The 13059-nt window shown below is 69.5% G+C and carries 10 protein-coding genes; 9 read left to right on the top strand and 1 reads right to left on the bottom strand.

The genetic code is table 11. From position 1 onward, the window contains the following. The first annotated feature begins 52 nt into the window (after positions 1–52). Together TTY48_RS08140 and TTY48_RS08135 are read left to right on the top strand one after the other, a co-directional pair. Positions 53–823, top strand: coding sequence for a 1-acyl-sn-glycerol-3-phosphate acyltransferase (locus TTY48_RS08140; RefSeq protein WP_220657018.1), 771 nt, complete (start codon positions 53–55; stop codon positions 821–823). After that, entirely contained in the window at positions 816–1649 is an 834-nt protein-coding gene (locus TTY48_RS08135; RefSeq protein WP_220657017.1) for an HAD family hydrolase, read from the top strand. Before TTY48_RS08140 ends, TTY48_RS08135 begins: the two co-directional genes overlap by 8 nt. On the opposite strand, the gene TTY48_RS08130 is transcribed toward TTY48_RS08135, so the two are convergent. Beyond that, positions 1646–2167: a hypothetical protein gene (locus TTY48_RS08130; RefSeq protein ID WP_220657016.1), complete on the bottom strand. Its 522-nt coding sequence runs from the start codon at positions 2165–2167 to the stop codon at positions 1646–1648. The genes TTY48_RS08135 and TTY48_RS08130 overlap by 4 nt on opposite strands. Before the next feature lie 638 nt (positions 2168–2805). Here TTY48_RS08130 and TTY48_RS21455 point away from each other — a divergent pair. The 7 genes from TTY48_RS21455 (at position 2806) to TTY48_RS08095 (ending at position 13053) form a co-directional block, all read left to right on the top strand. Next, complete coding sequence (locus tag TTY48_RS21455) at positions 2806–5046, top strand: SpoIID/LytB domain-containing protein (RefSeq protein ID WP_220657015.1); 2241 nt, start codon at positions 2806–2808, stop codon at positions 5044–5046. 29 nt (positions 5047–5075) lie between these two features. Beyond that, positions 5076–6284, top strand: a complete 1209-nt coding sequence (gene glf / locus TTY48_RS08120; protein WP_220657014.1) for a UDP-galactopyranose mutase — start codon at positions 5076–5078, stop codon at positions 6282–6284. Beyond that, positions 6281–8194 (top strand): glycosyltransferase, encoded by a 1914-nt coding sequence (locus TTY48_RS08115; RefSeq protein WP_220657013.1) that lies wholly within the window; start codon positions 6281–6283, stop codon positions 8192–8194. Before glf ends, TTY48_RS08115 begins: the two co-directional genes overlap by 4 nt. Next, complete coding sequence (locus TTY48_RS08110; protein WP_220657012.1) at positions 8191–8811, top strand: phosphatase PAP2 family protein; 621 nt, start codon at positions 8191–8193, stop codon at positions 8809–8811. The genes TTY48_RS08115 and TTY48_RS08110 overlap by 4 nt, the downstream gene beginning before the upstream one ends. Next, a complete protein-coding gene (locus TTY48_RS08105) occupies positions 8811–9731 on the top strand; it encodes a decaprenyl-phosphate phosphoribosyltransferase (RefSeq protein ID WP_220657011.1) in 921 nt (306 codons plus the stop codon). The genes TTY48_RS08110 and TTY48_RS08105 overlap by 1 nt, the downstream gene beginning before the upstream one ends. After that, positions 9709–11709 carry a flagellar motor control protein ZomB gene (gene zomB, locus TTY48_RS08100; RefSeq protein WP_304941244.1) on the top strand — a complete coding sequence of 667 codons (2001 nt, stop codon included), beginning with the start codon at positions 9709–9711 and terminating at the stop codon, positions 11707–11709. The genes TTY48_RS08105 and zomB overlap by 23 nt, the downstream gene beginning before the upstream one ends. Positions 11710–11886: 177 nt before the next feature. After that, positions 11887–13053, top strand: coding sequence for an MFS transporter (locus TTY48_RS08095; RefSeq protein WP_220657010.1), 1167 nt, complete (start codon positions 11887–11889; stop codon positions 13051–13053). Positions 13054–13059 lie beyond the last annotated feature (6 nt).

Raw genomic sequence — 13059 nt, 5'->3', positions numbered from 1 at the left:
CAGGGTAATGGGCAACGCCCATGGACGACCTTGCACGGCTAGTCTTGCGGGCGTGGAACCCGTCTACGGCACGATCATCAAGGTGGCCCGCGGCATGTGGGCCTACCAAGGCATCAAGTTCACCGAGGTGGACTTCCAGAAGTTCCCCCGTGAGGGCGGCGCCGTCGTGGCGATCAACCACACCGGATACCTCGACTTCCCGTTCGCCGGTAAGCCCGCGGACGACGCCGGCCACCGCAAGGTCCGGTTCATGGCGAAGAAGGAGGTCTTCGACAATTCGAAGACCGGCCCGCTGATGCGCGGCTGCAAGCACATCCCCGTCGACCGCGAGGCCGGCGCCGACGCCTACCGCGCCGCCGTCGACGCCCTCAAGGCGGGCGAGCTGGTGGGCGTGTACCCCGAGGCCACGCACAGCCGCAGCTTCGAGCTCAAGGACTTCAAGTCCGGCGCCGCGCGGATGGCGATCGAGGCGAACGTGCCGATCGTTCCGGTCGTGGTGTGGGGCGCCCAGCAGATCTGGACCAAGGGGCTGCCCAAGCAGCTCGGCCGCAACAAGTTCCGCGTCATGATCGGCGTGTGCGATCCGCTCGATCCGGTGGGTCCGCCCGACGAGCTCACCGCGCGGCTCAAGACCGAGATGAACACCATGCTGCACCAGCTGCAGGACCTCTACGGTCCGCATCCGCAGGGCGAGGCCTGGGTGCCGCGCCGGCTGGGCGGATCGGCGCCCACGCTGGAGGAGGCCGATGCGATGGACGCCGCCGATATCGAGGAGCGGCGGCGTCTGCGGGAGGAGCGGCACGGCTCGGGTGAGAATGCCTGACGCTGCGCTGGGGGAGCGGCCCGTTCTGGTCGCGAGCGATGTCGACGGGACCTTGGTCGACGATGCCGAGCAGATCAGTGCGCGCACCCACGCCGCACTCAACGCCGTCCGTGATGCCGGCAGCCATTTCGTGCTGGCCACCGGTCGCCCGCCCCGCGCCGTGGACCCGATCGCCGCGCAGCTCGACTTCGCGCCGCTGGCCGTGTGCGCCAACGGTGCCGTGCTGTACGACACCGGCACCTCGAAGGTGGTCTCCGCCGCTCTGATGTCGCCGGAGCTGCTGGCGCACGTGGCCGAGCTGGTCTACCGCTACCTGCCGGGCGCCGGTTTCGCCGCCGAGCGGGTGGCGCAAGGCGAGCACGACGCCGCCACCCCGCGGTTCGCGGCGTCCACGGGCTACCAGCACGCCTGGCTGGAACCCGAGACGGTCTCTGCCGAGGATGCCGTGGTGCTCAGCCATCCCGCGGTGAAGCTGCTGGTCCGGCAGCCGGGGATGACCTCGGACGAGATGCACTCCCGCATCGCGCCGCACCTGGACGGCATCGCCGACGTCACCTACGCCACCAACAACGGGCTGATCGAGTTCCACGTACCCGGCGTCACCAAGGCGACGGGGATCCAGGCAGCTATGCGGCACCTCGGGCTCGACGCCGCCGCGCGCACCGCGGCCTTCGGTGACATGCCCAATGATGCGGAGATGCTGCGCTGGGCAGGTGTCGGCGTGGCCATGTCGAACGCGCATCCCGTGGCACTCGACGCCGCGAACCTGGTGACCGCCACCAACCTCGACGACGGCGTCGCACAGATCCTGGAGCGCTGGTTCTAGCCTTCGCCGATCACGCCGGTACTCGACACGGTGTACTGGGGCAGGTTCCGCAGGTGCCAGTTCGGTGGAACGGTGTCGTGCTCGTAGTAGAACTGGAAAATGGCGACAGCGTCCTTTGCGGTCAGGACTTCAGAGGGTAAGACGGATACCTGGTGATCGCCGAATTGAATGATCTCAGAAGTCTCTGATTCGGATTCCGCTGTTGGGCGTCCGAGTACGTACTGGCGATAAGATCCGTCGGCTTCAAGTCGCTTGTACTCAACAGTGAGGCGCTCGGCTGTTCCGGCGGTCTGGAGCCATGTGGAGGGGTCCAGTGTGTCTTCCTGCTTCGCGCCTTCTGGTATCGGGTAAATGCGGACGATCGTGTTGATGTCGTCTGGGCCCTGTTCGAACCCGAGTTTTCGGATCACCCGGTCGATCATGGGCCGATTCTCTTCGGGAAAATCGCTCATCCATGAGGCGAATGTGTGCTGGGTCGATATCCGGACCATCTCGTGCGTCCGCTTGCCTTTGCTCACTTTGCTGGCCCTTCGCTCGGTACTTTTCGTACGCGGAGGCGAATGTCTTCCGTATTGGCGCGCGCTCTTGTTGAGAGTAACGCTCGCGCCGCTCGGTGTACGACTTCGCGGCATAACCACACCACCTACCGCCGAAGAGTTGCTCAGCTGAATCGGCGAGTGTGCGCCGTTCTTCCGTGATGGCCGTGTGCGCGCTCGAGATCTTTCGAGCCTCCGACCGAATGGCTGCGAGGTCCGCGTGCATTGACCGGCGAAGTGCCGGCGCCCGGAGATATGGCCAACGCACGCGGGGCTGGCGTATCGGACGGGTCTCGGCGCAGTCGTCCGCAGGATGAAAGCGGCGCGGCCCTTGCGGTGCGGTCGGCGGCCGGCCATGCGTGGGACGCATGGCCGAATCGTGATTTAGTGCTCTGACCTGGGCGAATGCAGGTATGCGCGGGACGCATGACTGCTGCGAACAGACCCGTCGCCGACGCCTCGACGGTCGCCCCCGCTCGGCCCCCACCCCCCGAACATGTGACAGATGTGACGAAAGTTGCTCACGTGACGAATGTTGCAAATGGTGTTAGTCTCAACCTCACGTTGAGCCCTCGGATGAAACCGATGGTGCTCACACGCGTCGAGGTGAAGGAGAAACCATGCCCGTGTGGATCGACGGCGGTCCCCGTCGCCGCCGCGTGCGGCGCACGCTCGCGATCGCGATGCTCCCGGCGATCGCCGTGGGCGGAGCGGCCGCAGTGCTCAGTGGTGCCACCAGCATCAACGACCCCGCCCTCACGGTGGGGAACAGCGTCAGCTTCACCGGCCAGGGCAACGGCCACGGCCGCGGCATGGGCCAGTGGGGTGCCTTCGGCTACGCCAAGGGCGGCTGGAAGGCCGAGCAGATCGTGGCGCACTACTACGGCGGCAGCGTGCTCTCCCGCGCCGACGTGAACCTCCCCGTCAAGGTGCAGCTCACGCAGCAGAAGAACGTGAACGTGTACGCCCCCGCCGGCGCGAAGGTCGGCGATCAGCAGGTGGCCCCCGGCCAGGCCGTGCGCATCGAGGGCGGCAACGCCGTGATCACGCAGGGCTGCGGCGGCTCCGTGGTCAAGACCGTCCCCTCGGACGGCACCGTCAGCCCCGTCAACGACGCCGCGGGCCGCCCGGAGAACGAGATCCTCCGCTTCTGCGGCAGCAACGCCACCTACCGCGGCGCGCTCGTCGCGAAGGACGGCAAGGTCTTCAACACCGTCAACATCGAGGACTACCTCCGCAGCGTGGTCCCGGTCGAGAGCAAGGCCGAATGGGCCGACCAGGGCGGCGCCGAAGCGCTGCGCGCCCAGGCCATCGCCGCCCGCTCGTACGCGCTCGCCGAGAGCGCCAAGCGCGGCGACCGCTACAACGACACCCAGGACTCGCAGGTCTACGGCGGTTTCGCCAAGGAGGACAAGCGCACCGACGCGACCGTCAGCTCCACCGCCGGCCTGGTGATGTCCAAGGACGGCTTCGCCGTGCCCACCGAGTTCTCCAGCTCCACCGGCGGGTACACCGCCGGCGGTGATTTCACCGCGGTCAAGGACGACGGCGATGTCGTCTCCCCGTTCCGGAACTGGAATCAGTCGGTCCCGGCCTCGAAGATCGCCTCGGAGTTCGGCGTCGGCGAGTTCAAGTCGATCCGCGTGACCCAGGTGCAGTCGGCCGCCGCCCCGCGCGTGGCGAAGGTCGAGATCGTGGGCAGCAACCGCACCGTCACCGCCACGGGCGCCGACGTGCGCAAGAAGCTCGGCCTGCGTTCGGACTGGTTCGTCATCGACGGCCAGGGCCCCGTTGCGGGCGCGGCACCCACGTCGGGCGCCCCGGGCGTCGCGGGCGCAGCGAGTGCCCCGGCGCAGACCCCGGCGCCGGTCGCCGGTCGGGTCGTGGACCGCCAGATCGTCGCGGCCCCCGTCGACCCGTTCAACCCCGTTCCCACCGCGCCGAACGCGGCGCAGGTCGCGCCTCCCGGCGCCACCACGCCCACGGTCAACCCGTCGGCCCCGGCAGCACCCGCCGCGCCCGCGGTGCCGGCCGCGCCCGCGGTGCCGGCCGCTCCCGCGGCCCCGGCCGTCCCGACCGCGCCCGCCGCGGTCCCGGGCGCTCCCGCCGCCCCGGCCGTCCCGACGGTGCCCGCCGCCCCCCGGTGGCGCCGCCGTCCCCGCTGCACCGGCGGCACCCGCCGCCCCTGCGGTGCCGACCATCCCGGGCATCCCCGCGCCGCCGGCCGCCGGAACCGGCGTCGTCGGAGCCGCGGCGCAGGCCATCACCGGCAAGGCCGCCGTCGAGGCCGCCTACCGCGCCTCGGGCGGCGAGAACGGCACGCTCGGCAAGGTGGTCGCGAACCCGATCACCTTCCCCGACGGCTCGATGTTCCAGTCGTACGCGAACGGCACGATCTACTACACGCCGGCCAACGGTGTGCAGGTGGTGCCGTCGGGCGTCGCCGCCCCGGCCACCCTGATGAACTGGGTCACCGCGTTCGCCGCCGGCGGCGCACCGACCCTGCCGCCGCTGCCGCTGCTGAACCTGATCCCGGGCTGGGGCGATCTGCTGGGTATCAACCCCACGCCGGGATCCACACCGCCGGGCGTGCCCGCGGTCCCGGTCGTCCCCGGCGCCTCCGGGGCACCGTCGGCCCCCGCGGCTCCGGCCGCTCCGGCGGTCCCGTCCGCGCCCGCCGCCGCACCCGCGGTGCCGGCCGCACCGTCGGCCCCCCGCAGCGGTCCCGACCGCGCCCGCAGCACCTGCGGCCCCGGCCGCACCGGCGGCGGTCGCACCCACCCCGCTGGCCGTCCCGACGGTGCCCGGCGCCCCGCGCTGACCGGGCAATGGTCACACCCCAAGGCCGGGTGGCGCCGTGAGGGCCACCCGGTCGGTACTCTGAGTGCCCGTGGCGAACACTTCCTCCCAGCCCTATGACCTCCTCGTGGTCGGATCCGGCTTCTTCGGCCTGACGATCGCCGAGCGCGCAGCCAATGAGCTGGGCAAGCGGGTCCTCGTCGTGGAGCGCCGGTCGCACCTCGGCGGCAACGCGTACTCCGAGCCCGAGCCCGAGACGGGCATTGAGGTGCACAAGTACGGCGCCCACCTGTTCCACACCTCGAACGAGCGGGTCTGGGAGTACGTCACCCGGTTCACCGAGTTCACGGGCTACCAGCACCGCGTCTTCGCGATGCACAAGGGGCAGGCCTACCAGTTCCCGCTGGGCCTGGGCCTGGTGAGCCAGTTCTTCGGCCGCTACTTCACCCCCGACGAGGCGAAGGCGCTGATCCAGGAGCAGGCCGCGGAGTTCGACTCCAAGGACGCGCAGAACTTCGAGGAGAAGGCGATCTCGCTGATCGGCCGCCCGCTCTACGAGGCCTTCATCAAGCACTACACGGCCAAGCAGTGGGAGACCGACCCGAAGAACCTGCCCGCCGGCAACATCACCCGCCTGCCGGTGCGCTACAACTTCGACAACCGCTACTTCAACGACACCTACGAGGGCCTGCCCGTCGACGGCTACACGAAGTGGCTCGAGAACATGGCCGCCTCCGACCTGATCGACGTCCGCCTCGACACCGACTGGTTCGACGTGCGCGAGCAGATCATCGCCGAAAGCCCCGACGCGCCGATCGTCTACACCGGCCCGCTGGACCGCTACTTCGACTACTCGGCCGGACGCCTCGGCTGGCGCACCCTCGACTTCGAGACCGAGGTGCTGCCCACCGGCGATTTCCAGGGCACCCCGGTGATGAACTACAACGACGCCGACGTGAAGTACACCCGCATCCACGAGTTCCGGCACTTCCACCCGGAGCGCAAGGACTACCCGACCGATAAGACGGTCATCATGCGCGAGTACGGCCGCTTCGCCAACGACGACGACGAGCCCTACTACCCGATCAACACCCCGTCGGACCGCGAGATGCTCACCGCCTACCGCGAGCTGGCCAAGGCCGAGACCGCGAACGCGAAGGTGCTGTTCGGTGGGCGTCTGGGCACCTACCAGTACCTCGACATGCACATGGCCATCGCCAGCGCCCTGTCGATGTTCGACAACACCCTGCGGCCGCACCTGGAGACCGGTGCGGCACTGACCGAAGAGGCGAACCAGTGAGCACAGCGAAGACCCTGCTGCAGCGTGTGATCCTGCCGCGCCCGGGCGAGCCGCTCGACGTGCGCTCGCTGTACATCGAGGAGGCCGAGACCAACTCGCGCCGCTCGCACGCGCCCACGCGCACCTCGCTCAACGTGGCGGGCGAGTCCGAGGTCAGCTTCGCCACCTACTTCAACGCCTTCCCGGCGTCGTACTGGCGACGCTGGACCACCCTCACGGACGTGGTGCTGCGGATCGAGCTCAAGGGCACGGCCCGGGTGGACCTGTACCGCTCCAAGGTCGACGGTGCGCGGATCGCCCTGGGCGGCAGCCTGGTCGAGACCGACGCCACCGGCTACGGCGTCGCGGAGTTCGCCACCGACCTCGGCCCGTTCGAGGACGGCGGCTGGATCTGGTTCGACGTGACCGCCGATTCCGACACCGAGATCATCTCCGCCGGCTGGTACGCCACCGTCGGCGAGGAGGGCCTGCCCGATAAGCGGATCACCGTGGGCATCCCCACCTTCAACCGGCCCGACGATGCGGTGGCGGCGATCAAGGCCCTCACCAGCGATCCGCTGGTCGACGAGGTGATCGACGCCGTGCTCATGCCCGACCAGGGCAACAAGCGCGTGATCGACCATCCGGATTACGCCGACGCCATCGCGCCGCTGGGCGAGCGCTACCACCGCTTCGAGCAGGGCAACCTGGGCGGATCGGGCGGCTACGGCCGGATCATGTACGAGGCGCTGCGCCTCACCGACAGCCCGTACGTGCTGTACATGGACGACGACATCGCCATCGAGCCCGATTCGGTGCTGCGCGCGCTGCAGTTCGCCCGGTTCGCCAAGACCCCCATGCTGGTGGGCGGCCAGATGCTGAACCTGCAGGACCGCAGCCACCTGCACTGCATGGGCGAGGTGATCGACCGCAACAAGTTCATGTGGACCGCGGCGCCCTTCGTCGAGTACGACCACGACTTCGCGCAGTACCCGCTCTCCGACAAGGAGAACAGCAAGAACCTGCACCGGCGCATCGACGTCGACGGCAACGGCTGGTGGATGTGCCTGATCCCGCGCGTGGCCGCCGAGGAGATCGGTCTGCCGATGCCGCTGTTCATCAAGTGGGACGACTGGGATTACGGCCTGCGCGCCGCCGAGCACGGTTACCCCACGGCGACGGTGCCGGGCATCGCGATCTGGCACATGGCCTGGTCGGACAAGGACGACGCCATCGACTGGCAGGCGTACTTCCACCTGCGCAACCGCCTGGTGGTCGCGGCGCTGCACCACGAGGGCAGTACCCGCGGCATCATGTCCAGCTCGATCAAGGCGCTGATGAAGCACCTGCTGTGCCTGGAGTACTCGACCGTCGCGATCCAGATCGAGGCCATGCGCGACTTCCTGCGCGGCCCCGACGCGCTCTACGAGCTGCTGCCCACCGCGCTGCCCAAGGTGGCCGCGATGCGCAAGGAGTACCCGGACGCCGTGGTGCTGCCCAGCGCCACCGAGCTGCCGCGCACCACCGGCGCCGCCACCGCACTCGGCACCAAGATCCCGCTGAACCCGCTCACCAAGGCGAAGACCCTCGCGGCGGCGGTGCGCAACAACCTGCGTCCTGCTGATCCCCGGAGTCACGAGGTCCCGCAGGCCAACTACCCGCCGCTCGAGGCGCGCTGGTTCAGCCTGGGCCGGGTCGACGGGGTCACCGTCACCACCGCCGACGGCCGCGGTGTGGTCTACCGCCAGCGCGACCGCGAGAAGATGTTCGCCCTGATGCGCGAGAGCCTGGCGGTGCACCGCGAGGTCGATCGCCGCTTCGAGGAGATGAAGCAGCGCTACCGGGCCGCGTACGGCGACCTGACCAGCCGCGAGGCGTGGTCGAAGATCTTCGAGCCGGAGAACGCGGAGAACGCGGGGGAGCAGAAGTGAGCGACCGGGATCCGGGCCGGGCGGCCACCTTCGAGCTGAACCCGGAGGAGGCCGCGCTGGTCGCCGTGCAGGCGAAGCTGGCCGACCGCCCGGGCGTGCTGCCCGCGGCGCGGGGGCTGAGCCATTTCGGCGAGCACTCCCTCGGGTGGATGGGGCTGGCCGCGCTCGGCGCCCTGCTGAGCAAGGACCGCCGCCGGCAGTACGTCACCGCGGGGGTCGGCGCGTTCGTCGCGCACGCCGCGTCGGTGGTGATCAAGCGCATCGTGCGCCGGCGCCGCCCCGATCACCCGGCGATCGCCGTGGGCGTGGGCACCCCCAGCAAGCTGAGCTTCCCGTCGTCGCACGCCACCTCGTCGACGGCCGGGGCGATCCTGCTCGGTCGCGCCTCGGGTGTGCCGGGCGGCGCGGTGCTGCTGCCCGCCGCCGTGGTGCCGCCGATGCTCACCTCGCGCATGGTGCTGGGCGTGCACTACCCGACCGACGTCGCCGCGGGCGCCGCCATCGGTGCGGCGAGCGCACTGGCCGCGATCGAGGGTGAGAGACTGTGGACGCGCCGCGAGGCGCGCAGGGCTGTGAAGAACCGTACGACGAAGCACACGAAGGGGTCGGACAACTGATGAGCGAGGAGCCGATCGAGCACGGCGAGCCGAAGGTGCCGTCGAACCTCGCCACCGGACTGATCAAGGCGATGCGGCCCCGGCAGTGGGTCAAGAACGTCCTGGTGGTCGTGGCCCCGCTGGCGGCGGGCCGGGATCAGCTCGAGTACGTCAACTTCCCGAACGTGGGCCTGGCCTTCATCGCCTTCTGCCTGGCCGCCTCGTCGATCTACCTGATCAACGACGCCCTCGATGTGGACGCCGACCGTGCGCACCCCACCAAGCGCTACCGCCCGATCGCCGCGGGTGTGGTGCCGGTGAACGTGGCCTACGCCGTCGCGTTCATCCTGGCCGCCGCCGCGATCGGCATCTCGCTGCTGGCCAACAAGGAACTGGCGATCGTGATCGGCGCCTACCTGGTGATCCAGCTCGGCTACTGCCTGGGGCTGAAGCACCAGCCGGTGATCGACATCTGCATCGTGAGCTCCGGCTTCCTGCTGCGCGCCGTGGCCGGTGGGGTCGCCGCCGAGCTGCCCAAGGGTCTGTCGCAGTGGTTCCTGCTGGTGATGGCTTTCGGTTCGCTGTTCATGGCGGCCGGTAAGCGGTACGCCGAGTTGCAGCTCGCCGAGCGCACCGGCGCCAAGATCCGCAAGTCGCTGGAGTACTACACCACCACCTACCTGCGGTTCGTGTGGACTTTGGCGGCCACCTCGGTGGTGCTCTGCTACGGCCTCTGGGCGTTCGACAAGACGACCCACCCGGACAACATCTGGTACACGCTCTCGATGGTGCCGTTCACCGTGGCCATCCTCCGGTACGCCGTCGATGTCGACGGTGGCGAGGCGGGCGAGCCCGAGGAGATCGCGCTGGGCGACCGCGTGCTGCAGGTCCTGGCGGTCATGTGGATAGGAACTGTCGTTGCCGCGGTCTACTTCGCCTGATGCTCCCGCGGCCGGTCGGGCCGCCGCGAGCTCTTTCCCGCTGCCCCGAGTCACCCTGTGGCTCGGGGTCGCGGCGTGTGCGGTGCTGTTCGGTTACGGCGCCTGGCAGCGGCGGTGGATCGCCGACGACGGCCTGATCGTGCTGCGCACCGTGCGCAACCTCCTGGCCGGGAACGGCCCCGTCTTCAACATCGGTGAGCGCGTCGAGGTGAACACCTCCACCGCGTGGACCTACCTGATCTGGTTCTTCTCCTGGATCAGCGGTGTGCAGACCGAGTACGTGGTGCTCACGGTGGCGCTGGTGCTGTCGGTGGCGGCGATTCCGCTGGCCATGCTCGGCACGGCGCGCCTGTACAAGGGTGGCGGCGGCTGGAAGCGGCTGCGCGGCTCGGGCCTGATGCTGCTGCCCGCCGGTGGCCTCGTCTACATGGCGCTGCCGCCCGCGCGGGACTTCGCGACCTCCGGCCTCGAGGTCTCGCTGACCATCTTCTGGGCGGCACTGCTGTGGTGGCTGGCGATCGCCTGGTCGCAGCTCGACCGCGACGCCTCCGCCCGCGAGGACGTGATCAGGAACTGGGTGCTCACGCTTTCGGCCGCCTTCGTGGCCGGGCTGTCCTGGCTGGTGCGGCCGGAGATGGCGCTGGTCGGCGGCATGGTGCTCGTGGTGATGGTGCTCGCCCCGATCGGTCTGAAGCAGCGGCTGGCCGTGGTCGTCGCCGCCGGCCTCCTGCCCGTGGGGTACCAGATCTTCCGGATGGGCTACTACGGCCTGCCCGTGCCCAACACCGCGATCGCCAAGGATGCGAGCGGTTCGAAGTGGGATCAGGGCTTCACCTATCTCGCGAATCTCGTGGAGCCCTATTCGCTGTGGCTGCCGCTGCTGGCGCTGGCCATCGCGGTGCCGCTGCTGCTGGTGCCGGCCAAGGGTGCCCGTGCGCCGCTCACCGGCCGGTTCCGGCTGCCCCGCGGCGGCGTCACCGGTCTGCGTGATCAGCTGCAGCGCCCGGCCGTGATCGTGGCCGTGATGTTCCTCGGCGGTGTCGCCGAGACGCTGTACTGGCTGCGCCAGGGCGGCGACTTCATGGCCGGACGCGTGCTGCTGCCGCCGCTGTTCCTGCTGCTACTGCCGGTGATGGTGATCCCGCTGCGCATCCCGTCGCGGCAGGAGGGCGATTCCCGCCTGCGCGGTGCCGCCCGCCTGCTGGGTGGGTCGGCCGGTGCGGCCGTCGCCGCGGTGTTGTGGGTGCTGGTGATCGGGTGGGCGCTGCACGCCTCCACCTTCCGCGGGATGCCCGACGGTACCGCGATCGGCAAGACCGGCATCGTGGACGAGCGCGCCTTCTACTCGCTGCAGACGGGCAAGTCGCACCCGATCACCGCGGACGACTACCTGGACTATCCGCGGATGCAGTCGCTGCAGGAGATCCTGCGGCAGACCCCGCGGGGCGGCGTGTACCTGCCGTCCTTCGACTACGACTGGTGGTTCATCGATCCGCTGCCCTACCCGCGTCCCCCGGACGTGCCGCTCACGCAGACGGTGTTCTTCACCAACCTCGGTATGACGTCGATGAATCTGCCTCTGGACGTGCGGGTCTGGGATCAGGTCGGGCTGGCGTGGCCGGTGGCCACGCACACCGCTCGGCTCGAGGACGGCCGGATCGGGCACGATAAGGAGATGTTCCCGGATTGGGCGGTCGCCGAGGCGAAGGCCTATCCGAAGCGTCCGGCCCTGCCGCCGCACATCGACCCGAACTGGGTGAACCAGGCCACGCTCGCGCTGACCTGTCCGCAGATCCAGCAGTTGCGTGATTCCTATTCCGCGCCACTGACCTTCGATCTGTTCAAGCGGAACTTCAAGCTCTCGCTGGCCACGATGGGTATGCGGATCGACCGGGTGCCCGAGTACACGCTGCGCATGTGCCGGATGGATGTGCCGCCGCCGCTCACCCCCGAGCAGTACACGATGCCCAAGAACTGACCGCTGGGCCGGCCCGGACCGTTGACTATGTACGAAAACCTGGGCCGGCCCAACAGTTAGACACAGTGGTGATCGAAAGGCCCGCTGATCGGGCACCACGCCCACATCCTTCATAACCTGCTTACGACACCGAACGAACGGTGCCGCCGATCCGGCGGGCGAAGCAGGGGAGAATCGATGGCACGCACGTTGTGGCCGTTCATCATCGGGAGCGTCGCACTGGGCCTGGACGCCTACGTGATCGCGGGGCTGCTGCCCGCGATCGCGAGCGATCTGCACACCACGCAGTCCCTGGTGGGGCTGGGCGTCACGGCCTTCACCGGCGCCTACGCGATCTCCGGGCCGCTGCTCGCGGGGCACGCCGGCCGCAACTCCGGGCGCAACCTCACCATCGCGCTCGCGGTCTTCGCGGTGGGCAATCTGCTCACGCTGCTGGCGCCCACCATCGCGGTGTTCATCGCCGCCCGGATCATCGCGGGCGCGGCGGCCGGGGTCTACTCGCCGCTCTCGTCCGCGGTCGCCGCCCATCTCGTGGCACCCGAACGCCGCGGCCGCGCACTGAGTCTGGTGCTGGCGGGCATGGCCACCGGCAGCGTCTTCGGTGTGCCTCTGGGGCTGCTGGTGGCGAACCGGTTCGATTGGCGCGCCACGATCGGCATCGTCACCGCTCTGGGCGTGGCGGCACTGATCGGCGTGCGGTTCCGCGGCGGCGATGCGTTGCCCAGCATCGAGGCCCCCGGCCTCACGGCGCGGCTGCGCTCCCTGACCCGCACTCCGACGCTGCTCACCGTGCTGGTCACCCTGTTCACCGGCATCGGCTCGCTCGGCCTCTACACCTACATCAGCCCGCTGCTGTCCACCTCCAGCCTGTCCTCGCACCTCACGCTGTCCATCTGGATCTGGGGGATCGGTGGCGCGGTCGGCGTGTTCGCGATCGGCCGGATCGTGGACGCGCTGAAGAACACGCTCGCGATCACCGCGGTGATCACCGCCGTGCTGGCGCTCGTGCTGGTGGTGATCGGCCTGGAACCGGCGGCGGTGATCCTGGCTGTCGGCCTGTTCCTGTGGGGCGCGCTGGGCTGGTCGTCGCTCGCTCCGCAGCAGCACACCTTGCTCGCGGCGGCACCGAACGACGGGGCCACCGCCGTGGCCGCGAACTCCTCGGCCAACTACCTCGGCTCCGCCGTGGGATCGGCGATCGGTGCCCTGGTGATCGCGGGCGGCACGGTGGGCGGCTCGCTGGCCCTGCTGGCGGCGCTGCCCTTGGCCCTCGCCTTCGCGATCCAACTGGTGCGGATCCGCCTCGCCCGCACGGCCGTCGCGGAATCCGCGACCGTCTCCTGATCGATC

It is taken from the genome of Tsukamurella sp. TY48, assembly GCF_019656655.1.
Classification (GTDB): domain Bacteria; phylum Actinomycetota; class Actinomycetes; order Mycobacteriales; family Mycobacteriaceae; genus Tsukamurella; species Tsukamurella strandjordii.
The sequence above is the reverse complement of the archived record's forward strand: the minus strand, read 5'-3'. Positions and strand labels throughout refer to the sequence as shown.